23 protein-coding genes, 6 tRNA genes and 1 other RNA gene are annotated in these 21,320 nt (G+C 22.5%); 15 read left to right on the top strand and 15 right to left on the bottom strand.

Annotated elements, in window-relative coordinates; all coding sequences use genetic code 11:
* The first annotated feature begins 25 nt into the window (after positions 1-25).
* Together lpdA and obgE are read left to right on the top strand one after the other, a co-directional pair.
* On the top strand, positions 26-1,429 hold the full coding sequence (gene lpdA / locus CA211_RS00785; protein WP_094248572.1) for a dihydrolipoyl dehydrogenase: 1,404 nt from the start codon (positions 26-28) through the stop codon (positions 1,427-1,429).
* 1 nt (position 1,430) lies between these two features.
* Positions 1,431-2,402 carry a GTPase ObgE gene (obgE, locus tag CA211_RS00780; protein WP_094248650.1) on the top strand — a complete coding sequence of 324 codons (972 nt, stop codon included), beginning with the start codon at positions 1,431-1,433 and terminating at the stop codon, positions 2,400-2,402.
* Here the strand turns inward: obgE and CA211_RS00775 are convergent.
* From CA211_RS00775 to prfB, 5 genes are all read right to left on the bottom strand, one after another.
* Positions 2,378-3,154 carry a shikimate dehydrogenase family protein gene (locus CA211_RS00775; RefSeq protein ID WP_094248571.1) on the bottom strand — a complete coding sequence of 259 codons (777 nt, stop codon included), beginning with the start codon at positions 3,152-3,154 and terminating at the stop codon, positions 2,378-2,380. The genes obgE and CA211_RS00775 overlap by 25 nt on opposite strands.
* A 10-nt stretch (positions 3,155-3,164) precedes the next feature.
* Positions 3,165-3,359 carry a 30S ribosomal protein S21 gene (gene rpsU, locus CA211_RS00770; protein ID WP_094248570.1) on the bottom strand — a complete coding sequence of 65 codons (195 nt, stop codon included), beginning with the start codon at positions 3,357-3,359 and terminating at the stop codon, positions 3,165-3,167.
* Positions 3,316-3,474 (bottom strand): S26 family signal peptidase, encoded by a 159-nt coding sequence (locus tag CA211_RS01235; protein WP_237985479.1) that lies wholly within the window; start codon positions 3,472-3,474, stop codon positions 3,316-3,318. Before CA211_RS01235 ends, rpsU begins: the two co-directional genes overlap by 44 nt.
* Positions 3,475-3,853: 379 nt before the next feature.
* A complete protein-coding gene (gene dapB / locus CA211_RS00765; RefSeq protein ID WP_094248569.1) occupies positions 3,854-4,561 on the bottom strand; it encodes a 4-hydroxy-tetrahydrodipicolinate reductase in 708 nt (235 codons plus the stop codon).
* Entirely contained in the window at positions 4,558-5,610 is a 1,053-nt protein-coding gene (gene prfB / locus CA211_RS00760; protein WP_094248568.1) for a peptide chain release factor 2, read from the bottom strand. The genes dapB and prfB overlap by 4 nt, the downstream gene beginning before the upstream one ends.
* Before the next feature lie 109 nt (positions 5,611-5,719).
* On the opposite strand from prfB, the gene dapA reads away from it, so the two are divergent.
* From dapA to CA211_RS00745, 3 genes are all read left to right on the top strand, one after another.
* Complete coding sequence (dapA, locus tag CA211_RS00755) at positions 5,720-6,694, top strand: 4-hydroxy-tetrahydrodipicolinate synthase (RefSeq protein WP_237985478.1); 975 nt, start codon at positions 5,720-5,722, stop codon at positions 6,692-6,694.
* The gene (locus tag CA211_RS00750) at positions 6,675-7,076 is read left to right on the top strand and encodes a hypothetical protein (protein ID WP_094248567.1); all 402 of its coding nucleotides are present in this window, start codon (positions 6,675-6,677) and stop codon (positions 7,074-7,076) included. Before dapA ends, CA211_RS00750 begins: the two co-directional genes overlap by 20 nt.
* Before the next feature lie 157 nt (positions 7,077-7,233).
* Positions 7,234-7,800: a hypothetical protein gene (locus tag CA211_RS00745; protein ID WP_094248566.1), complete on the top strand. Its 567-nt coding sequence runs from the start codon at positions 7,234-7,236 to the stop codon at positions 7,798-7,800.
* A 5-nt stretch (positions 7,801-7,805) separates the two neighbouring features.
* Here CA211_RS00745 and rplI read toward each other — a convergent pair whose 3' ends face one another.
* From rplI to asnS, 9 genes are all read right to left on the bottom strand, one after another.
* Positions 7,806-8,225, bottom strand: coding sequence for a 50S ribosomal protein L9 (gene rplI / locus CA211_RS00740; protein ID WP_094248565.1), 420 nt, complete (start codon positions 8,223-8,225; stop codon positions 7,806-7,808).
* 1 nt (position 8,226) lies between these two features.
* On the bottom strand, positions 8,227-8,685 hold the full coding sequence (gene rpsR / locus CA211_RS00735; protein WP_094248564.1) for a 30S ribosomal protein S18: 459 nt from the start codon (positions 8,683-8,685) through the stop codon (positions 8,227-8,229).
* Between the two features lie 10 nt (positions 8,686-8,695).
* The gene (gene rpsF / locus CA211_RS00730) at positions 8,696-9,022 is read right to left on the bottom strand and encodes a 30S ribosomal protein S6 (protein ID WP_094248649.1); all 327 of its coding nucleotides are present in this window, start codon (positions 9,020-9,022) and stop codon (positions 8,696-8,698) included.
* Positions 9,023-9,042: 20 nt separating this feature from the next.
* Positions 9,043-9,385, bottom strand: a transfer-messenger RNA (tmRNA) gene (gene ssrA, locus CA211_RS00725).
* Positions 9,386-9,452: 67 nt separating this feature from the next.
* Positions 9,453-9,707, bottom strand: coding sequence for a 50S ribosomal protein L27 (gene rpmA, locus CA211_RS00720; RefSeq protein ID WP_094248563.1), 255 nt, complete (start codon positions 9,705-9,707; stop codon positions 9,453-9,455).
* An 8-nt stretch (positions 9,708-9,715) separates the two neighbouring features.
* A complete protein-coding gene (gene rplU / locus CA211_RS00715; protein WP_094248562.1) occupies positions 9,716-10,030 on the bottom strand; it encodes a 50S ribosomal protein L21 in 315 nt (104 codons plus the stop codon).
* 26 nt (positions 10,031-10,056) lie between these two features.
* Positions 10,057-10,130, bottom strand: a tRNA-Ile gene (locus CA211_RS00710).
* Between the two features lie 30 nt (positions 10,131-10,160).
* Positions 10,161-10,246: transfer RNA gene (locus CA211_RS00705), tRNA-Ser, on the bottom strand.
* 15 nt (positions 10,247-10,261) lie between these two features.
* Positions 10,262-11,656, bottom strand: coding sequence for an asparagine--tRNA ligase (gene asnS / locus CA211_RS00700; protein ID WP_094248561.1), 1,395 nt, complete (start codon positions 11,654-11,656; stop codon positions 10,262-10,264).
* A gap of 961 nt (positions 11,657-12,617) precedes the next feature.
* On the opposite strand from asnS, the gene trpS reads away from it, so the two are divergent.
* From trpS to CA211_RS00675, 3 genes are all read left to right on the top strand, one after another.
* Positions 12,618-13,568, top strand: a complete 951-nt coding sequence (trpS, locus tag CA211_RS00685) for a tryptophan--tRNA ligase (protein WP_094248559.1) — start codon at positions 12,618-12,620, stop codon at positions 13,566-13,568.
* A gap of 301 nt (positions 13,569-13,869) precedes the next feature.
* Positions 13,870-15,621 (top strand): 2-oxoacid:acceptor oxidoreductase subunit alpha, encoded by a 1,752-nt coding sequence (locus CA211_RS00680; RefSeq protein ID WP_094248558.1) that lies wholly within the window; start codon positions 13,870-13,872, stop codon positions 15,619-15,621.
* A gap of 112 nt (positions 15,622-15,733) precedes the next feature.
* Positions 15,734-15,817 (top strand) — tRNA-Leu (locus tag CA211_RS00675).
* Between the two features lie 240 nt (positions 15,818-16,057).
* On the opposite strand, the gene sucD is transcribed toward CA211_RS00675, so the two are convergent.
* Positions 16,058-16,933 carry a succinate--CoA ligase subunit alpha gene (gene sucD, locus CA211_RS00670; RefSeq protein ID WP_094248557.1) on the bottom strand — a complete coding sequence of 292 codons (876 nt, stop codon included), beginning with the start codon at positions 16,931-16,933 and terminating at the stop codon, positions 16,058-16,060.
* Between the two features lie 91 nt (positions 16,934-17,024).
* Here sucD and rpmH point away from each other — a divergent pair, with 91 nt between their 5' ends.
* From rpmH to CA211_RS00635, 7 genes are all read left to right on the top strand, one after another.
* Complete coding sequence (gene rpmH, locus CA211_RS00665) at positions 17,025-17,189, top strand: 50S ribosomal protein L34 (protein ID WP_012220950.1); 165 nt, start codon at positions 17,025-17,027, stop codon at positions 17,187-17,189.
* Entirely contained in the window at positions 17,161-18,027 is an 867-nt protein-coding gene (gene lipA, locus CA211_RS00660) for a lipoyl synthase (protein ID WP_094248556.1), read from the top strand. Before rpmH ends, lipA begins: the two co-directional genes overlap by 29 nt.
* Positions 18,024-19,331: a ribosome biogenesis GTPase Der gene (gene der / locus CA211_RS00655; protein ID WP_094248555.1), complete on the top strand. Its 1,308-nt coding sequence runs from the start codon at positions 18,024-18,026 to the stop codon at positions 19,329-19,331. The genes lipA and der overlap by 4 nt, the downstream gene beginning before the upstream one ends.
* 414 nt (positions 19,332-19,745) lie before the next feature.
* Positions 19,746-21,029 carry a malic enzyme-like NAD(P)-binding protein gene (locus tag CA211_RS00650; protein ID WP_094248554.1) on the top strand — a complete coding sequence of 428 codons (1,284 nt, stop codon included), beginning with the start codon at positions 19,746-19,748 and terminating at the stop codon, positions 21,027-21,029.
* Positions 21,029-21,111 (top strand) — tRNA-Ser (locus CA211_RS00645). Before CA211_RS00650 ends, CA211_RS00645 begins: the two co-directional genes overlap by 1 nt.
* Before the next feature lie 3 nt (positions 21,112-21,114).
* A tRNA-Pro gene (locus CA211_RS00640) sits at positions 21,115-21,189 on the top strand.
* Positions 21,190-21,216: 27 nt separating this feature from the next.
* Positions 21,217-21,290 (top strand) — tRNA-Arg (locus tag CA211_RS00635).
* Positions 21,291-21,320: the final 30 nt, after the last annotated feature.

The raw sequence follows: 21,320 nt of genomic DNA, 5'->3' as shown, positions 1-21,320 counted from the left end.
GAGTACTAATAACTAATAATTCTTTATGTATTTTGACTTAATTATAATTGGAAGTGGTCCTGGAGGTTATGTAGCTGCAATACGTGCAGCACAATTAGGATTAAAAATTGCTATTGTAGAAAAAGAAAATCTTGGAGGTGTATGTCTTAATTGGGGGTGTATACCTACAAAATCATTATTAAAAAGTGCAACTATTTTTAATAGTTTTAAAAAAGCTTCAAAATATGGAATGATTACTAATAATCTAAAATTAGATTTTAAAAAAATCATTTTACGTAGTCGTTATCTATCAGATAGTATGAATAAAGGAGTTTTATTTTTAATGAAAAAAAATAAGATAAAAATCTTATATGGTGAAGCTAAAATTTGTAAAAACAAAATAGTTTATGTTATAGATAAATATGGGAATAAAAAAAAATATAATGCTTTAAATATAATTATTGCCACAGGAGCTAAATATCAAATTTTGAATACAGTAAAAAAAAATAAATTATCAACCATCATTGGTTATCGTGAAGCAATGTTATTAAAATATATACCTAAAAATATATTAATTATAGGATCTGGAGCTATTGGTTTAGAATTTGCTTATTTTTATAATAGTATAGGATCTAAAATATTTATAATAGAAAAAAGGCCTTATGTTTTACCATTTTCAGATATAGATATTTCTATACAATTGGAAAATTCGTTTAAAAAATATGGAATAATAATATTAAAATCTTCAATAATTAAAAGTATTGAATATTTAGATTATATTAAATGCACAAAAGTTATTATAAAAACTAACAAAAATATTAATAAAATACTATATGTAGATATTATTATTTCTGCTATTGGTATTTGTCCAAATACTGAAAATTTAGGGTTAGAAGAAATAGGAATTACTTTAAATAGTACTAAACATATTTGTGTAGATAAATATTATTCAACAAATGTAAAAGGATATTATGCTATAGGAGATGTAATCCCTAGTATATCTTTAGCTCATGTTGCTTCTTATGAAGGAATAATTTGTGTAGAAAAAATTACTGGATTAACCCCCCCCCCATTAGATTATAATAATGTTCCTATGTGTATTTATTCTAATCCTGAAATTTCATATTTAGGTTTTTCTGAAAAAGAAGCTATCAATAAAGGATATAAATTAAAAATAGGTAAATTTCCATTTACTGCTTTAGGTAAAGCAAAACTAAATGATAGTACAGATGGATTTATTAAAGTTATTATTGATGATAATTCTGGAGAATTGTTAGGATGTCATATGATAGGTTCTGGAGTGACAGAACTAATTTCTGAAATTGGAGTAGCTCGTCAATTAGAAACAACGTCATTTGAATTTTTTAAATGTATTCATCCACATCCTACAATTAGTGAATCTATTGTTGAAGCAATAACTAATGCTTATAATAAATGTATTCATATTTAACATGTTAAATAAATTTACAGATTTTATAAAACTTTATTGTAAAAGTGGTGATGGTGGGGCTGGAATAATACATTTTAGAAAAGAAAAATTTGGTCCGGATGGAGGAGATGGAGGAAAAGGAGGAAATCTTCTAATTAGAGGAAATAATAAATTATTTACAATTTCTCATTTAAAATATAAAAAACATATTATAGCTGAAAATGGTAAAAATGGTGGTAGAAATAGAATAACTGGTTCTAATGGAAAAGATTCTATAATAGAAGTACCAATAGGTAGTATTGTTAAAGATATATATAATAATATAATTATTGAAATACTAAATAATAATGAAGAAAAAATATTATTGTTTGGAGGAAAAGGAGGAAAGGGAAATTGTCATTTTAAAAATTCTTTATGTAAAACTCCTTTTTTTTCTGAAAAAGGTGAATCTGGAAAAGAATTGATTTTTGTTTTAGAATTAAAACTTTTAGCTGATGTCGGGTTAATTGGATTACCAAATTCCGGAAAATCCACTTTAATATCTATGATTACATCATCTAAACCAAAAATCGATAATTATCCATTTACTACATTAAATCCTAATATTGGAGTTCTTAATTATAAAAATTTTAAAAAAATTGTAATAGCAGATATTCCTGGAATAATAAAAGGTGCTTCAAAAGGTAAAGGGTTAGGATTTGAATTTCTTAAACATATTCAACGTAATAAAATAATTTTTTTAATTATTTCTGCAGAAGTTATTTATTATAAAAAAAATTATAATATAATTATAAATGAATTAAATTTTTTTGATAAAAAAATTTTAAAAAAAAAACGTTTGTTAGTAATTTCTAAATCTGATCTTTTAGATCAAGAATTAAAATATGAAATAATAAAAGAATTACCAAAATTTGAAAAATATATATTCATATCTTCTTTTTCTAAAGAAGGGTTATATGAATTAATATATTATATATGTAATATTCTTTCATAAATTGATGAATAAAATATTTTATACCATATTTTACAAGAAATATTTGCTTGTAAATAAAGCATATTAATTCCATTATTAATAATGGATCCTTTTTTTTTTCCTATTTTCAGAAATAAAGTTTCTTTAGGATTATAAACTAAATCATATAGATAATATTGATTTGAAATCTTCATATAAGGTATATTAGGACAAATATTAAGATTTGGATATGTTCCTAATGGCGTACAATTAATAATTGTGTTATAATTATTAATTATATTAATAGAAATATCTGAATAAAATATACAATATTTTGTATATTGGTTTCTTGAAGCCACTATATATTTAATTCCTAGTTTGTTTAAAACAAAAATAATAGATTGTGATACTCCTCCATTACCTAATAATAAAGCATTATTAATATATGATTTACGTTTAAATTTAAATGAATTCTCAAATCCATATATATCTGTATTATAACCTATAGTAATTTTACTTAAAATTTTAACAGTATTAATGGATTCTAATTTAATTAAATTAATATTGATTAAATCAATATAATTAATTATTTTTTTTTTATATGGTATAGTAATATTTAATCCTTTAATTTTTTTTTTTATATCTATAAATAGATTTATTAATCTAATTAATTTAATATCAAAAATTGTATAAAAAGTATTTTTAATATTTTTTATATTAAATTTTTTTAAAAAAAAAAATTGAGAAAAAGAATAACTAATATTTTTACCTACTAAACCATAAATTTGAATCATCTGAAAAGCTTTAAGAATTTTTAGAAATTAAAAATTCTCTATACTTAGCTTTTGTTAAAATTTTTCTTTTTCTTTCAGAAGGTTTTATATATTGTTGACGTTCACGTAATTTTCTTATTATACGAGCTTTATCAAATTTTTGTTTACATTTTTTTAATACTCTATCTAGAGATTCTCCTTCTTTTACATAAGTAATTAATTTCATAATTATTTTTTTTAAAAAAAATACTTAACCATATAAATAATGGTTTTACTACTATGTGATCATATGGTATAAGACCCCAATAACGCGAATCTAATGAATTATTATCTCCTAACATAAAATAATAATTTTTAAATATTGTACCTTATTTTTAATGAACTATTTTCAGATTTAGTAATTAAATATTTCTATTTAAATAATAGGACCATAATTATCACGATTCCATCATTTGTTTTCTGGATAAATATTATTTTAAATTTTTTGGTAAAATATATTTTTTTCTTATTCCTATCTTTTTTAAAAAAATAATAATTATAAAAGGTTGTATTATATATATATTTATAATAGAAGTAAAGATAATAGAAGATAATAGAAAAAAATATTATAGGAATAATATAGACCAATATTTTCATTAAAATAATGAGATTATATATCGGAATAACAGCTTCAAAAAGTTTTCTTACAGTTTTTAAATTATAAGTACCTATAATATATAATTAAATTACATCCTTCATAGAAAAGAATCCAAATTTCTTATATAACCATTCAGCTGCTATTACAGAACCTAACGCAAATCCTGTTCTATTATTAGCAATATGTTTTATTTCGATACTATCAATATCTGATTCATATAATACAGAATGTATTCCTATTATATTTTTTATACGTTTGGAATATATATATATATATCTTTTCTTTTCTTTTAAAGAAACTAACCCCCAATTATCACAATAATTTTCTAAAATTATATCTTTTGCTAAAGCAATAGCAGTTCCACTTGGAGTATCTAATTTCTTTTTATGATGTATTTCTTTTATACTTACTTTGTAATCTAAATTAGATTTATACATTATTTTAGCTATATTTTTATTAATAGAAAATAATATATTTACTCCAATACTAAAATTGGGAGAATAAATAAATGACCCATTATATTTCTTACATGTGTTTTTTATAAAAAAAAAATCACTATCCCAACCAGTAGTTCCACTAACTATAGGTATATTATTTTCAATACAAATAATTAGATTTGAAACAGCAAATTTAGGAGAACTAAATTCTATGATCATTTCTATATTAGAATTTTTTAATTCTTTATAAGAAGGGGTTTTATTTGTAATAAATAATTTTTTATGTCCTCGACATATAGCTTGTCTTTCTATAGATTGTCCCATCTTTCCATATCCTATTAATCCAATATTCATCTATTAAGTAATAAATTTTTTTTTAAAAAAATATCTATTTCTCCATTCAATACTGATTCTATATCTGATGTCTCATATCCAGTTCTTAAATCTTTAACTAATTTATAAGGATGCATAATATAATTTCTTATTTGAGAACTCCATTCTATTTTTAACTTATTACAAGTTGTGTTTTTACTTTTTTTTTCTATGTAAAATAAACGAGATTTAAGTAATTTTAGTGCTTTAATTTTATTATTAAATTGTGATTTTGTTTCAGAATTCTCAATAATTATATTAGTAGGATGATGATGCAATCTAACTCCAGATTCAACTTTATTGACATTTTGCCCTCCAGATCCTCTGGATCTAAAAGTATTCCATGAAATATCTGAAGTATTTATTTTGATGTTGATATCATCATCAATTAATGGATATATATATACAGAAGCAAATGATGTATGTCTTTTTGAATTATCAAATGGAGAGATTCTTACTAATCTATGAACTCCATTTTCTCCTTTTAAGTATCCAAAAGTAGATAATCCTTTTACTATAAAAGTAATAGATCTTAATCCAATTATGTCTCCTTGTAAACTATTTATTTTTTTAATTTTAAAATTATGTTTTTCTGCCCACATAATATACATTCTATATAACATTGATGCCCAATCACAACTTTCTGTTCCTCCAGCTCCTGCTGAAATTTGTAAAACAGCATTTAAATTATCTTCTTTTCCGAAGAAAAATTTTGTAAATTCAATTTTTGAAAAAAATTTTTCTATTTTATTATAAATAAAATCTATTTCTAATTCTGTTACTTCTCCATAAGGAAAAAATTCTAATAAAATTTTTAATTCATTTAATAATACTTTTATAGAATAAAAATAATTTAATATTTGTTTTTTTTTAAAAAAAAACTTCATTAAAGTATTTGATTTTTTTATTTTTTTCCAAAAATTATGTGATTCTTTTTCTAATCTCGATAGAGATTTTTGTTCTATATTTAAATAATAATAGATTTCTTTTAATTTAATTGATATTTTATCTATTTTAGATTTTGTTACCATTTTGTTACCATTTTGTTACGATTACCAAATAAATACAAAATCAAATTTATTTTTTTTTTAAATAAAAATTATTTATATTATAGTATAATAGCCTTTAAACAAGTTTAAAATGAAAAATATTAATCTTTATGGCATTGGTATAGCTTTAGTAACTCCTTTTAATCAAAAAGGAGAAATAGATTTTATTTCTCTTGAAAAGATAGTCTCCTATGTCATAAATGAAGGTGTTCAATATTTAGTATTATTAGGAACTACTGGTGAAACTCCTACATTAAAGTTAAAAGAAAAGATTGATATTATTAATTGTGTTAAAAATATTTCTCAAAATAGGATTCCAATTGTATTGGGAATGGGGAGTAATAATACTGAAGACGTTTTATTAACTTTAAAACTAATTAAATTAGATAATTTTGAGGCTATTTTATCTGTATGTCCTTATTATAATAAACCTTCTCAAGAAGGAATTTATAATCATTTTAAAACTATATCTGAAAATACAGAGATGAAAATTATAATTTACAATGTTCCACATAGAACTGGAACTAATATTAATTTAGATACTATTAATAGATTAATTAATAACAGAGATAATATTATTGGAATAAAAGAAGCTTCAGGTAATATTATCCAATCATATAATTTTATAAAACATAAAATCAAAAAAGATTTTCTAGTTTTTTCTGGAGATGATACAATAGGATTACCTATAGTTCTAGGGGGGGGAGATGGAATAATCTCTGTAATTGGACAAGCTTTTCCAAAAGAATTAGATTTTATCTATAAATTTGCTTCTAAAAAGAAAGTGAATAAAGCATATAAATTATATTATAAAATCTTTAAAATTTTAAATTTAGTTTTTAAAGAAGGGAATCCTTCTGGAATTAAAACTTTATTAAAAATAAAAGGCTTATGTAATAAATATGTTAGGTTACCTTTATTAAAAGGTAGTAAAACTTTAGAAAAAAAATTATATATTGAATATAATAATATGTTAAAATATAATGAAAACAAATTATATAATAATATGTTAAAAACACAATATAACACAATAAAAACACAATATAATGAAAACAAATATAATTAAATATATTATATTAATAATAATTATTAATATAACTGATTTTTTATCAGGTAAATCATATTGTAATTATTATAATAATTATAATAATAAGATTAAAATGTATTCTTTAGATAGGGAAAGAAATCATAAATCTATTATGAATAATTCTCTTATTATAGAGAATAAACCGATGAAAAAACCGATAGTGAAGAAAAAACCTATGAAAAAACCTATTCTGAATAATAATTTTAAGAGAATTGATATAAATCATCATATAAAGAAAAAAGAATATCATCATGTAAATAAAATTAAGATCTCTCTTAAAAAGAGAATATATAATTTTTTTTATAAAAGAAAAAATTATGCGCTAATAAAATGTTTTTTTTTAAAAAAAAACAATTCATAATAATGAATCATACTATGATAAATCTATCAGGATAAATCAGGCTGAGTATCTTTTTAAAAAAAAAGATTATAAAAAAGCTTTAATTAATAATATAAAATCTTTTTTTAAGAAAGAATTATATTATAATTACTTTATTATATAATAATATTTCATAACAATGAATTTAAAAAAATATAAAAAAATACTTTTTTATACTTTTAGTTTGGATTTAAAAAAAATTTCCAATTTCGGAAAAAGTATTTATTCTGTAATAAATATTCTGTCAAAACGTTCAGATCATCTAGATATTTATTTAAAGTTATTATTAAATATGAAATTTAAATTATTCGTTGATGAAAATTCTGATGAAGAAGAAGAGGATAAATTTGAAGAATTTGTTACCAATAAAGGAAAAATTAAACTATCTAAAACATTTGAAAAAATCTCAAAACCTACATCTATTGCTATAATAGAATATTTAAAAAATGAATTATATTTTATATCTTTAAAAAAAATAATATATAAAAATTTTTTTATAAAGGTTTATATAAATAAACTTCTTAAGAAGCTTCTAAAGAAGCTTCTTAAGAAAGAGAAAAAGGAATTTAAAAAAAAAAATAAAAACTTATATAAGAGTAATTCTATTGAATTTAGAAAATTATATAAAAAAAATTATAAAAACAAAAAACTGTTTTTTAAAAAACAACTAATTTTCGATAAAATATATTATAAAAATATAATTTGACATTTTTATTTAGAAGAAATTTTAAAATTCAATACTGATTTTATTCTTTTTTTAAATTTAGAAAAAAAAATAATACATTTAAATATACCTAAATCTTTTATTTTTTTCTTTTTTAGAAAAATAGATTTTTTTTCTAATTCAATAAATTTTGATGATAAAAAATTTGATATATTTTTACTTGTTATTGATCCCAATAATTGACAATTATTTTTTTTAAAAAAAAATTGTTTTTTGATTTTTTTGATTTTATTTATTATTTCTTTTTTTTCATTTTTTAATGAAGTTAATTTTTTTATAACTGAATTATTTGAAAAAATGGCATATCCTTTAGGGAATAGAAAATTTCTAGCATAACCAGGTTTAACATTTACTTGATCATATTTATTCCCTAAATTTAAAATCTTCTTCTTAAGAATTATATTCATATTATCTTAATCCATCTGTTAAATATGGTAATAAACCTATATGTTTACATTTTTTTATTGCTCTTTTTAACTTTTTTTGAAATTTTTTAGAAGTTCCTGTAATTCTTCTAGGAAGAATTTCTCCTCTTTCATTAAGAAATTTCATTAAAAATGATGGGTTTTTAAAATCTATATATTTTATATTATTTTTTTTAAAAAAACAATATTTGTTTTCTGGTTTTGTTTCTATTTCAAGAGGTGTTAAATACCTTATTTCAGGTTCATAAAAATTTTTTACTTTTTTCTCTTTATAAGATTCAATCTTTATTGGAGATGGCATTTCAATATATTGCAACGTACCTATTTTAGGTGTATATATTTTTTTTTTTACTTTAACTTTAGTAGTTCCTACTTTATGTGCTTTAGGTAGTTTACCTTTTATTTTCTCTACTTTAGTGTTTTTTTTAAGTTTATTTTTCATAATTGTTTATTTAAAACACATCTTTTTTAGAAAATTTATAATATGAAAATGCCTCATTTTCTATTTTAACAGTTAAAAACCTAATGATTTTTTCATCACGTTTTAATTTTAAATCTAAATTGTAGATTAATTTAGGATTTGCTGAATAGTAAAATATATTATAACAGCCATATTTTTTTTTTTTTATAGGATATGCTAATTTTTTAAACCCCCAATGTTCTTCAAACATTAAATTTGCTTTATTTATTATTAAATAATTTATGTATTCAAGTGTAGTTAATTTAATTTTTTCTGAAGAAAGAACAGGGGTTATTATTAAAACAGTTTCATATTTCATTTTTTTTAAAATTAAATTTTTTGTGGAGCTGACGGGATTCGAACCCGTGTCCAAACAGGTAATATTATAAGTTTTCTACATATTTATCTTATCAAATTAAAATTAATTCTAAGTTTAGAGATAAGAATCTATTACTTAGAATCTAGTTCTTCTAACTTTCTTAGAAAGATTTAGAACCTCAATCTTTCCTATTTTTCTGTAAGAAAATCAAAAAACTCTTATTTTAAATAGTATCAAGCAGCAAGAGCGTAATTTTTTTTGCCGTTTATATATTTGTAATGAAATTTTAATACGTGATTACATTACATATACACGATATGCTTACTTATATATTAATCATGATGTCAATTCCAATACAGCCCCTAAGGTAACTGGGTTTTGCTTTATTTATTATTAAATAATAAAAGTTTAGAGTGACCCAGCTTTTTAGTTAAATAGGAATTACTGATATAAAAGATTTTTTTTTATTTGTTTTCTTAAACAAAATTTTACCATATATTAAAGAATGTATTGTATGATCTTTTCCCATATAGACATTTGTTTTAGGATGGTGTTTAGTTCCCCGTTGCCTTATAATTATACTTCCAGGTTTAGCTATTTGTCCTCCAAATAATTTTACACCTAAACGTTTACTAAAAGAATCACGTCCATTTCTAGAACTTCCTACACCTTTTTTATGAGCCATATTTTTTTTTAAAATTCAATAGAAATTATTTTTATTTTTGTTAAATATTGTCTATGTCCTTTTTTTAATTTAAAACCTTTTCGTTTTTTTGATTTTAAACAAATTTGTTTTTTATCTCTAATATGTTTTAGAATTTTAGCTTTTATTATCCCCCTCTTTAGATAAGGTAATCCATTAATAATTAATCCATTATTTTTAATAAATAAAATTTTTTTTAGAAAAATATTTTTTCCTTTATTATATCCTTTTAATAAAGGAATATAAATATCCCAATTTAAAGAAGCTTTATATTGATAACCTAACAATTCAAAAATTGCTTCCATTAATTAATAAATTAAATAATTATTTGTGGTCTCAACTGGATTTGAACCAGCGACACCCTGATTATGAGTCAGGTGCTCTAACCAACTGAGCTATGAGACCATTAAATCTAAATATACAATATTTTTTAAGCGGAGAGAAAGGGATTCGAACCCTTGTTATATACAAGATATACATGCTTTCCAAGCATGTGCTTTAAACCTCTCAGCCATCTCTCCTTTTTTTAAAGGAAATCAGAATAATGCATGATTTTGATATCTAGGGAAAGGAATAACATCTTTAATATTAGAAATATTTGTAATAAATTGAATTAATCTTTCAAATCCTAATCCAAATCCACTATGAGGAACAGACCCAAAACGTCTAATATTTAAATACCACCAAAGAGATTTAGTATCTAAATTTGATTCAATCATACGTTTTAATAGAACATTATATCTCTCTTCTCTTTGAGATCCCCCTATTATTTCTCCTATATAAGGAAATATTATATCCATAGCAGCTACAGTTTTATTATCATTATTTAAACGCATATAAAATGGTTTAATTTTTAATGGATAATTAAATATGATTATTGGACGATTATTAAAATAATGTTCAGATAAAAATTTTTCATGTTCAGATTGTAAATCCGCTCCCCAAATAACTGGATAAATAAATTTTACATTTTTACTAAATTTAAGAATTTTAATAGCATTAGTATAACTTATTTTTTCAAAAGGAAAATCCAATATAGAATACAATATTTTAAATATATTTTTTTTTTTTTCTAAAAAATATAAATCTTCATAACAATGTTTTATGACATATTTAATTATAAATTTTAATAATTCTTCTGCTAAATACATAATATTATTTAATTCATAAAAAGACATTTCAGGTTCTATCATCCAAAATTCAGATAAATGCCTGAAAGTATTAGATTTTTCTGCACGAAAAGTAGGCCCAAATGTATAAATTTTTCCTAAACCTGAAGCTGCAGCTTCTCCTTGTAATTGTCCAGATACAGTTAAATATGTAGAAGCCCCAAAAAAATCTAAATTATTATTTATTTTACCAATTTTATTTAATGGAATTTTTTTTAAATTTGTTACTCTAAACATGTCTCCAGCTCCTTCAGTATCATAAGTTGTAATAATAGGAGTATTTATATAATAAAATTTTTTTTTATAAAAAAATTTATGTATTGAAAAAGAAATATTATGACGTATTCTCATAATAGAACTAAATATAGTAGTTCTAAATCTTAGATATGCTTGTTCTCTTAATTTTTTAAAACTATGTTCTTTAGGTTGTAAAATAGTTTTTTGTAAATCTTCAGGATTAAAACTTCCATAAATATTAATTTTATTAGCATAAATTTCTATAATTTGTTTTTTACCTTTACTGAAAACAACAACACCTATTACTTCTAATGAAACTCCAATATTAATTTTTTTTAAAAATGAATAAAAACAATTGTGTTTATCAACATAAATTTGTATATTTTTTATAGTAGATCCATCACTTATAATGAGAAAACAATTAGAACGAAAATACTTGACCCATCCTTTAACGGAAATTTTCTTTGAAAGAAATAATTTATAATTATAAATTATATCTTTAATAGAATTAAAATTTAATTTCATCAATTATATATTATTTATTTATATTATATATATTTTATTTAATTAAATAAAAAAAATGAATAAATTTCTAATTTTTAGATTTAAGAGATTTAAATTTTAGATTTTGCGTATTATTCTTTAATACAAACATATATTGTAAGGAAATTAAATATAATAATATAAAAGAGTTACTAATTTAAAAAATATATGAAAAACCATATCAAGAACCAGATCAAGGAAATAAAACAACAGATTTTAAAAATAGTTTCTAAGAAACAGAGGAAGAAAAAAATGTTAATAAAATTGATAGAGAAAAAGATAATAAAACAGATATTAATAATCTTTATGAAAATAAAATTGGAGAAACATATTTTAATAAAATTGCTGGAGGAAAAGATAAAAAAACATATAATAAAAAAGAAAATAAAACATATAATAAAAAAGAAAATAAAACACCTGAAATAAAAAAAGAAGTAAAAGCAGATAAACCGAAAATAGATTTTAATAAATTCTGAATTAATAAAAAAATGATTTATGAGATTTATGAAAATGATATAGATTTTTATCTCACAAATGGTTTTAAAGATGTATAAATCACTTCATTCTATTTGTAAAAAATCTAGATTAGATCAAGGTAATAATTAATGATGAATATTTAAATAAATTAATTATAGAGGTTTAATTTATGAAAAATTTCTAACAGAATTAAATGATTTGATTTGGGTTTGCTAAATGTTGGCTTTTTTTAAGCTGGAAATATATGGGTTTATTTTTTCTCCCTCACTAAGATTCCATTATATCCAATATATCTTACTCCTACTAAAAAAATAAATATATGTAAAATTAAGATTGGCAATTTTTTAAAATTAAAACCTGTAGAATCTATTTTTTCAATATAAGTAGCTATAGCAAGATAAAATACATATCTTATAATAAGGATTGAAAAAAATCTAGTTTTTATCATATAATTTTATATAAAAAAATGTCTATAATCTTAACAGGAATTCAAAGTACTGGTATTCCACATATAGGAAATGTATTAGGAGTAATGTTTCCAATTATTGAAATAGTGAATAATTCACTAGAAAATGTATTTATTTTAATAGCTGATTTACATTCACTGACCTCACTAAAAAAGAGTTATAATATTAATAATATTAAAGATTATTCATATAAAATAGCATCTGCATGGTTAGCTTGTGGCTTAAAAATATATAAAGCTGTTTTATATAGACAATCTGATATTACTCAAGTAACGGAACTTTTCTGGTATTTAAATTGTTTTTTTTCTTGCCAAAGGCTTAAATTATCTCATTCTTTTAAAGAGAAAAAGAAAATGAATAATACAGGAATGTTTACATATCCGATATTAATGGCAGCAGACATACTTCTTTTTGATTCAAATAAAGTATATGTTGGTAAAGATCAATTACAACATATTGAAATAACAAGAAAAATTGCAAAAAAAATTAATAATCTAATTAAAAAGATATTAATTATACCAGAAGCAAAAATAAAAAAAGATTCAATGTCTATACCAGGTATAGATGGATATAAAATGAGTAAATCTAGAAAAAATACAATTAATATTTTCTATTCTAAAAAAGAAATAAAAAAACAAATAATGAGTATACATACAACTAGTGATTATATATCAAATAATGATGATTTAAACATTATATATATAATATATAAATTATTAGCTAATGAAAATGATTTTTTTTCTTTAAAAAAAACATATAAAAAAGCAAAAATAGAATTATATAAATATATAATAAACCGTTTTTCATATGAGAGAAAAAAATATAAATTTTATATAAAAAATAAAAAAATAATAAAATCGATTTTAGATAAAGGAACTGAAAAAGCTAGTAAAATAGCAAAGATTACAATAAAAAGAGTTAGAAATGCTTTAAAATTTAAAATAATATAAAATGGAAAATAAACCGCAAATTTAGTATTTAAAGTAGGAGTAAAACCTGTTAATGGAATTAAAATATAGGTCAGCTATAGTTTGCAGCGCAATGGCGAGTAAAGCTATAAAACAATTTTAATCTTACCTATAAGACATGAATTAAATATAACAGGTGCTATTTTGTACCCCTCAAATAATATCAGATGTTAGTAGGAATTATATGTCATTCTTTTCTACTAAAAAAGAACCGAATGGCAAAATCTTTAAAGGTTGTATTAAAAAATAATAAAGAGTAGGATAGCTAAAATTATTTATAACTATGACTAGCTTATTAAATAATGTAATCATACTTTTTGCGGGAAATTCTGGGGATGGAATACAATTTCTTGGTAAGAAATTATCAGATACATGTAACTCATCAGGTAATTATATAAGCACTTTATCAGATTTTACTGCTGAAATACGTGCTGGTTTTTCTGGGTTTAAAATACATATTAGCAATAAACAGATTTCTTATACAGGAGAAAAATATGATGTATTAGTAGTAATGAATGCATTTTTATTGAAAAAAAAATTAAATAAATTAAAAGTTGGAGGAATAATTATTGCTGATATTTCTGGGTTTAACAAAAAACAATTAAAATTAGCCGGATATTTAGAAAATCCTTTAAAAAAATATAAAGTCTTTTGTTTAAAGATTTCATCTTATCTTTATAAAATAAATCTAAATATTAATAATAAAAAATGTTTTTTATTTAAGAATATGTTTGTTTTAGGATTTTTCTGTTGGTTATATAATTTTTCAATAAAAAAAAATGTTTTTCTCTCTAAAAAAGAGAATATATTAAAATATAATTTAAAAATATTAAAATTTGGATATTTTTTTGGAAAAAAAAAATGTTTTTATACAGAAAAATTTAGAATTTTTTATTATAAAAAAAAATCGGGTAGATATAGAAATCTAAATGGTAACGAAGGTATTTCATTAGGAATGATTGCAGCTTGTAAAAAAGCTAACATAAATATGTTTTATTCATGGTATCCTATTACTCCAGCTTCAGAAATATTCAATAATATATCTAAATATGGAATAAAAACATTTCAAGCTGAAGATGAAATCTCAGCTATAACCTCAGCAATAGGAGCTTCTTATTCAGGAAATTTAGGGGTTACTGGAACTTCAGGTCCTGGAATGTCACTTAAACAAGAAGGATTAGGTTTATGTTTTATGCTAGAATTACCATTAGTAGTAATAAATGTTCAACGTGCTGGTCCTTCTACAGGATTACCTACTAAAACAGAACAATCAGATTTAATGCAAGCTTTTTATGGAAGACATGGAGAATGTCCTATTCCAATACTTGCTTCTAAATCTCCTTCTAACTGTTTTTATATCTCTTTTATTGCTTGTAAAATTGCTATAGAATATATGACTCCAGTTATAATACTTAGTGATGGATATTTAGCAAATAGCTATGAAACATGTAAATTACCTAAAGGGAAAGATTTAAAGAAAATAAAAGTTAATTATAATTATAAAAATTATAAACTTCCATATGAAAGAAATAAAAACGGAATCAGATTTTGGGTTCCTCCAGGGAATATAGGCTATGAAAATCTCATTGGAGGATTAGAAAAAGAAAATTTAACAGGAAATGTATCTTCAGAAGAAGAAAATCATGAATTTATGGTAAAAAATCGTCAGAAGAAAATAAATAAAATAAAAAAATATTTACCTTTTAAAAAAATAAATATAGGAAAAAAAAAAGGAAAACTTCTGATATTAAGTTGGGGGTCAACTTATGGATGTATAACAGAAGCAGTAAAGAAACTGATTATAAAAGGATATTCTGTATCTAGTCTGCATATAGAATCTATATATCCATTTCCTAATGGGATTAAAGATATAATCTATAATTTTGATAAAATTATGATTCCTGAAATAAATAATGGTCAATTAAGTAATATTATACGTGATAAATTTTTAATTTATCCAATAGCTCTAAATAAAATAAAAGGAATTACTTTTACAGTATCTGATATAATTAATAAAGTATATCAGGTATTATAAAATTATAAAATATATGCCAAACGGAAAAAAAAGAAAAAAAAAAAAAATATCAACACATAAACGTAAAAAAAGAAGTAGAAAAAATAGACATAAAACTAAAAAGTAAATCATTGCGGGTGTGGTGAAATAGGTATACACGCTAGATTTAGGATCTAGTATCTTTACGGATATGGGGGTTCAAATCCCTTTACCCGCACTGCGTGACAACGGATGACTAGCTTATTAGCAGCCTTAGCCTGTATGACGAAAATGGTAGTGAACTCAAAATTCAGTGATTATTATCTTGTAAACCTCTCCATGTACGAAATATAGAAAAAAATAGATAATGCAATTTTATTCATTTTTATTTATTCATATGAATACATTACAATTGATTATAGGGAATCTTATTGGAGTTAGTCTCGTAACTAAATAACATTATTGCAATCTAAAACATTTATTTAAGTATTTGAAATACTTCATCTCCTATTTTAGAAGGAGATTTTATTATCTTTATTCCACATTTTTTAAGCATATTTATTTTATAAATAGCAGTCTCATTTTTTTCGCCTACTATTGCTCCAGCATGTCCCATAGTTCTGCCTTTTGGGGCAGTTTGGCCTGCAATGAAACCTAATACAGGTTTTTTTTTTTTTTGATTTTTAATCCATTTTGCAGCATTTATTTCTAATTTACCCCCTATTTCTCCTATCATAACTATGATGTCAGTTTCAGAATCATTAAAAAACTCTGATATAATAGATTTCATTGAGGTTCCTATAATCGGATCTCCCCCTATTCCAACAGCTGTAGATATTCCATATCCTGATTTTACAACTTGATTAGCTGCTTCGTAGGTAAGAGTACCTGATTTAGAAACAATTCCTACTCTTCCTTTTTTAAAAATAAATCCAGGCATGATTCCTACTTTAGCCTCATTAGGTGTTATTATTCCAGGACAATTTGGTCCTATTAAGATACAATTTTTTTTTTTATTAATAATATTTTTTATTTTTAGCATATCGGAAATAGGAATACCTTCAGTAATACATATTATGATTTTTATACCTGAATATATTGATTCAATAATTGCATCATATGCAAACATAGGTGGAACAAATAATATACTAATATTAGCATTAAGTTTTTTTACAGCTTCTTCTACTGTATTAAATATAGGTTTTCCTAAATGAATTTTACCTCCTTTTCCTGGAGTGACACCTCCCATTATTGGAGTTCCATAAGATATCATTTTATGAGAATGAAATGATCCTTCTTTTCCTGTAAAGCCTTGTACTATAATCTTAGAAAATTTATTAACTAATATACTCATATAAATAATAATTTAATTATATATAAATATATATACATAGAATTTTATTGTATAAACAATACGGTTTAAAGCTTAAAAAAATTTTAATGTAATGAAAAGAACTTATCAACCCTCTAATATTAAAAGACTAAATAATCATGGTTTTAGAAAAAGAATGAGTAGTAAAAATGGACGAAAATTATTAGCAAGAAGAAGAAATAAAAAAAGAAAAAAACTTACTGTAAGTGATGAAAAAAAACAAAAATATAAATTTTAAACCTAAATGGTTACGTGTTAAATTCCCAATAGGGGATAAATATAATAATATATATAAAATCTCAAATTCTAATAATTTAAATACTATTTGTAAAAGTGGTAGTTGTCCTAATATAGCTGAATGTTGGGAACAAGGAGTAGCAACTTTTATGATATTAGGAAATATCTGTACAAGATCATGTAAATTTTGTGGAGTAAAAACAGGAAAACCCAATAAAATTGATTTTTATGAACCAAAACAAATTGCTAATAATATAAAAATTATGAAAATTAAACATGCAGTAATTACATCAGTAGATCGAGATGATTTAAAAGATATGGGAGCAATGATATGGGGAAAAACAATAAAAGCGATAAAAAATATAAACGATAAAATCTCACTAGAAACATTAATTCCTGATTTTAAAGGTAGAAAAGATTTAATAAATATTATTGTAAATGAAAAACCAGAGGTTATATCACATAATATAGAAACTGTACGTAGATTAACTAAAAAAGTACGTACTCAAGCTAAGTATGATCGTAGTATTAATGTATTAAAATATATAAAACTTATAAGTAATATAAGAACAAAAACTGGAATAATGTTAGGATTAGGTGAAACGGAAGAAGAGGTTATACAAACTTTAAAAGATAGTAGAAATGCTAATATTGATATAATTACTATAGGACAATATTTATCTCCTTCTATTAAACATTTTTATGTAAAAAAATTTATCCCACCTTATATATTTAAAAAATATGAAAATATTGCATTAGATATGGGTTTTCGATATGTAGAAAGTGGTCCATTAGTAAGATCATCTTACAATGCATATAAACATATATTTTTAAAATGACTAAAATAGTTTCTATAGTAGGACGTCCTAATGTAGGAAAATCTACACTTTTTAACCATTTTATAGGATATAAAAAATCTATAGTTAATTCTAAAAGTGGAATAACTAGAGATAGAAATTATGGTTTTTGCAATTGGAATGGTATAGAATTTTGTTTAATAGATACAGGAGGGTATACAAATGAATCAAAAAATATTTTTGATAAAAAAATATGTGAACAATTTTTGTTTGCATTAGCAGAATCAGATGTTATACTTTTTTTAGTAGATCCCAGCAATGAGATTTTAGGTATTGATTACGATATATCAAAAATGATACGTAAACTAAAAAAGAGTATTTATTTAGTAATAAATAAAATAGATATATATAAAAATATATATAATACTTACAAATATTGTAAATTTGGTATTACAAAAACATATTGTATATCATCTATTAATGGAACTGGAACCGAGAAATTATTAGATTCAATAGTATCAAATTTTGATAAAAATATAAAAATATATAAAAAAAATATTCCTAGAATAGCTATAGTAGGACGTCCTAATGTAGGAAAATCAACTTTAATAAATACACTACTGAATAAAAATAAAAATATTGTTACAAACATTTCTGGCACAACAAGAGATAGTATAGATGTTTTATATTCAAAATTTGGAATTGAATGTATATTAGTAGATACTGCTGGTATTAGAAAAAAAAAAAAGATAAAAGAAGATATAGAGTTTTATTCTGTAATGAGAGCAATTAAATCTATACAGAATTCAGATGTATCTCTACTAATAATAGATAGTAAATCTGGTTTTGAATCTCAAGATATTAATATATTTAAAATAATTGAGAATAATAATAAAGGTATAGTTTTATTAATAAATAAGTGGGATATATTCAATAATAATGATAATTATTTAATAAATAGTTATGAAAATAAAATAAAAAAAATAATAGCTCCTTTTAAGGATGTTCCTATATTTTTTACTTCATCTTTTACAAAAAAAGATATAATCAAATCTATAAAAACTGCAGTTAAAATTACATTTAATTTAAGATTAAGAATAAAAACAAGTTTACTTAATAAAATTATATTACCTATTTTAAATAAAAATCCTCACCCAACAATAAATGGTAAATTTATTAAAATAAAATATTGTAGTCAAATACCAACATATAATCCTCAATTTATATTTTTTACTAATTATCCAAATCATATAAAAGAATCATATAAAAGATTTATAGAAAATAATATAAGAGAAAAATTTCATTTTACAGGTATTCCTATAAAAATTTTATTTAGACTTAAATAAGATAAAGAATAGTTCGTTCTCTTCTGAAGATTCATATGATTTCTCTTATTTAGATACATAAACTATAAAATAATATCTTCAATTGTTGTATTAGCTACTACTTTTATATATGGTAATGTTATACAGATTTTAGGGAATAAAGGATTTTATATAATCTATACTTTCTAAGATAACAATTTTTTATAAAACAGGTTTGTTCCCAATTGATTCATACTTTAGGTATAATAATAGATGAGTGCTATAGTACATTCCTAAATGGTGGTTTAAATATATTTTTATTCTTTTTTATTTACAAATTTTGCAACTAATATAAAATAGCATATAGAAACCAATTAAAAGAATATGAGAAAAAAAATATAACATTTCTCCTCTTGAATCATCATTATTTACAATTTATTTACAAAACAATTAATTATGAATAAATTAGATAATTTTAAAAAAAAAGCTTTAGACTATCATAGTCAATTTCCTTCTGGAAAAATAAAAATTTCACCGACTAAAGGATATAAAACTAAAGAATATTTATCTTTAGCTTACTCACCTGGAGTAGCAGCACCTTGCAAAGAAATATCACATAATCCCCAAAAAGTCTATAAATATACAAATAAAGGTAATTTAGTAGCTGTAATAACAAACGGAACAGCTGTATTAGGGTTAGGAAATATAGGTGCCCTTGCCTCTAAACCAGTAATGGAAGGTAAGGCTCTTTTATTTAAAATTTTTTCTGGAATTGATGTATTTGATATAGAAATATCTGAAACAGATGTAGAAAAATTTATAAAAATAGTAAAATCTATTGCACCAACTTTTGGGGGAATAAATTTAGAAGATATTAAAGCTCCAGAAGCTTTTGAAATAGAAAATAGATTAAAAAAAGAATTAAATATTCCAATTATGCATGATGATCAACATGGAACTGCTATTATATCAGGTGCAGCATTAATTAATGCTATAGAATTAGTTAATAAAGATATAAAAAAAGTAAAAATGGTAGTTAATGGAGCAGGTTCCGCAGCTATTTCTTGCACAAGAATTTATAAAAAATTAGGAGTAAAACCTGAAAATATTATTATGTGTGATAGAAATGGAGTAATAAATACTTTAAGAAAAGATCTTAATAAAGAAAAATTAGAATTTGCTATTAATACTGAATTAAAAACTTTAGATGAAGTAATTAAAAATGCAGATATATTTATAGGTTTATCTGTTGGAAATCTTTTAACTAAAGAAATGATCATTAGTATGGCAAAAAATCCTATAGTTTTTGCTATGGCAAATCCAGAGCCAGAAATAGATTATAATCTGGCAATAAAAATACGTCCTGATATTATTATCGCTACTGGTAGAAGTGATTATCCAAATCAAGTTAATAATGTTTTAGGATTTCCATATATATTTAGAGGTGCTTTAGATGTAAAGGCAACTATAATTAACGAAGAAATGAAATTAGCAGCTATAAAAGCTATAGCTAATATAGCTAAAAAGCCAGTCCCCAAAAAAATAAAAATGATTTATAATGATAAAAATCTTGTATTTGGGAAAAATTATATTATTCCAAAACCTTTTGATAAAAGATTAATAAAATCTGTAGCTCCAGCTGTTGCAAAAGCAGCTATCAAGTCTGGAGTTTATAAAAAAAAAATAACTAATTGGGAAAATTATAAAAAAGAATTATTATTTAGAATAAAATCTATATAGGAGAGTTGCCGGAGGGGGTTAACGGAACAGTTTGCTAAACTGTCAGCTATATGCTTCGTGAGTTCAAATCTCACACTCTCCGCAACGGGATGTAGCGTAGTACGGTAATCGCACCTGGTTTGGGACCAGGAGGTCGTAGGTTCGAATCCTATCATCCCGACTTTAAATATAATACATACGACTTATGGGTCACGTAGCTCAATTGGATAGAGCAATTGCCTTCTAAGCAGTATGTTGCAGGTTCAAATCCTGTCGTGATCACGAAATAAAGTCTATTAAATATTAAAACCT

Source organism: Candidatus Karelsulcia muelleri, assembly GCF_002243425.1.
GTDB lineage: Bacteria > Bacteroidota > Bacteroidia > Flavobacteriales > Blattabacteriaceae > Karelsulcia > Karelsulcia muelleri_E.
Note: the sequence above shows the minus strand (reverse complement) of the source record. Positions and strands in the feature narration are given on the sequence as shown.

Excerpts from the sequence above, each read along its gene's own strand:
- rpsR (WP_094248564.1), bottom strand. The coding sequence starts at position 8,685 with ATGAAAAATAAACTTAAAAAAAACACTAAAGTAGAGAAAATAAAAGGT.
- rplU (WP_094248562.1), bottom strand. The coding sequence starts at position 10,030 with ATGGAAGCAATTTTTGAATTGTTAGGTTATCAATATAAAGCTTCTTTA.
- der (WP_094248555.1), top strand. The coding sequence starts at position 18,024 with ATGACTAAAATAGTTTCTATAGTAGGACGTCCTAATGTAGGAAAATCT.
- lpdA (WP_094248572.1), top strand. The coding sequence starts at position 26 with ATGTATTTTGACTTAATTATAATTGGAAGTGGTCCTGGAGGTTATGTA.
- CA211_RS01235 (WP_237985479.1), bottom strand. The coding sequence starts at position 3,474 with ATGTTAGGAGATAATAATTCATTAGATTCGCGTTATTGGGGTCTTATA.
- CA211_RS00650 (WP_094248554.1), top strand. The coding sequence starts at position 19,746 with ATGAATAAATTAGATAATTTTAAAAAAAAAGCTTTAGACTATCATAGT.
- rpsF (WP_094248649.1), bottom strand. The coding sequence starts at position 9,022 with ATGAAATATGAAACTGTTTTAATAATAACCCCTGTTCTTTCTTCAGAA.
- asnS (WP_094248561.1), bottom strand. The coding sequence starts at position 11,656 with ATGAAATTAAATTTTAATTCTATTAAAGATATAATTTATAATTATAAA.
- prfB (WP_094248568.1), bottom strand. The coding sequence starts at position 5,610 with ATGGTAACAAAATCTAAAATAGATAAAATATCAATTAAATTAAAAGAA.
- CA211_RS00750 (WP_094248567.1), top strand. The coding sequence starts at position 6,675 with ATGAAAACAAATATAATTAAATATATTATATTAATAATAATTATTAAT.
- sucD (WP_094248557.1), bottom strand. The coding sequence starts at position 16,933 with ATGAGTATATTAGTTAATAAATTTTCTAAGATTATAGTACAAGGCTTT.
- CA211_RS00680 (WP_094248558.1), top strand. The coding sequence starts at position 13,870 with ATGACTAGCTTATTAAATAATGTAATCATACTTTTTGCGGGAAATTCT.
- lipA (WP_094248556.1), top strand. The coding sequence starts at position 17,161 with ATGAAAAAAAACAAAAATATAAATTTTAAACCTAAATGGTTACGTGTT.
- obgE (WP_094248650.1), top strand. The coding sequence starts at position 1,431 with ATGTTAAATAAATTTACAGATTTTATAAAACTTTATTGTAAAAGTGGT.
- dapA (WP_237985478.1), top strand. The coding sequence starts at position 5,720 with ATGAAAAATATTAATCTTTATGGCATTGGTATAGCTTTAGTAACTCCT.
- rpmH (WP_012220950.1), top strand. The coding sequence starts at position 17,025 with ATGAAAAGAACTTATCAACCCTCTAATATTAAAAGACTAAATAATCAT.
- rpmA (WP_094248563.1), bottom strand. The coding sequence starts at position 9,707 with ATGGCTCATAAAAAAGGTGTAGGAAGTTCTAGAAATGGACGTGATTCT.
- trpS (WP_094248559.1), top strand. The coding sequence starts at position 12,618 with ATGTCTATAATCTTAACAGGAATTCAAAGTACTGGTATTCCACATATA.
- dapB (WP_094248569.1), bottom strand. The coding sequence starts at position 4,561 with ATGAATATTGGATTAATAGGATATGGAAAGATGGGACAATCTATAGAA.
- rpsU (WP_094248570.1), bottom strand. The coding sequence starts at position 3,359 with ATGAAATTAATTACTTATGTAAAAGAAGGAGAATCTCTAGATAGAGTA.
- rplI (WP_094248565.1), bottom strand. The coding sequence starts at position 8,225 with ATGAATATAATTCTTAAGAAGAAGATTTTAAATTTAGGGAATAAATAT.
- CA211_RS00745 (WP_094248566.1), top strand. The coding sequence starts at position 7,234 with ATGAATTTAAAAAAATATAAAAAAATACTTTTTTATACTTTTAGTTTG.
- CA211_RS00775 (WP_094248571.1), bottom strand. The coding sequence starts at position 3,154 with ATGATTCAAATTTATGGTTTAGTAGGTAAAAATATTAGTTATTCTTTT.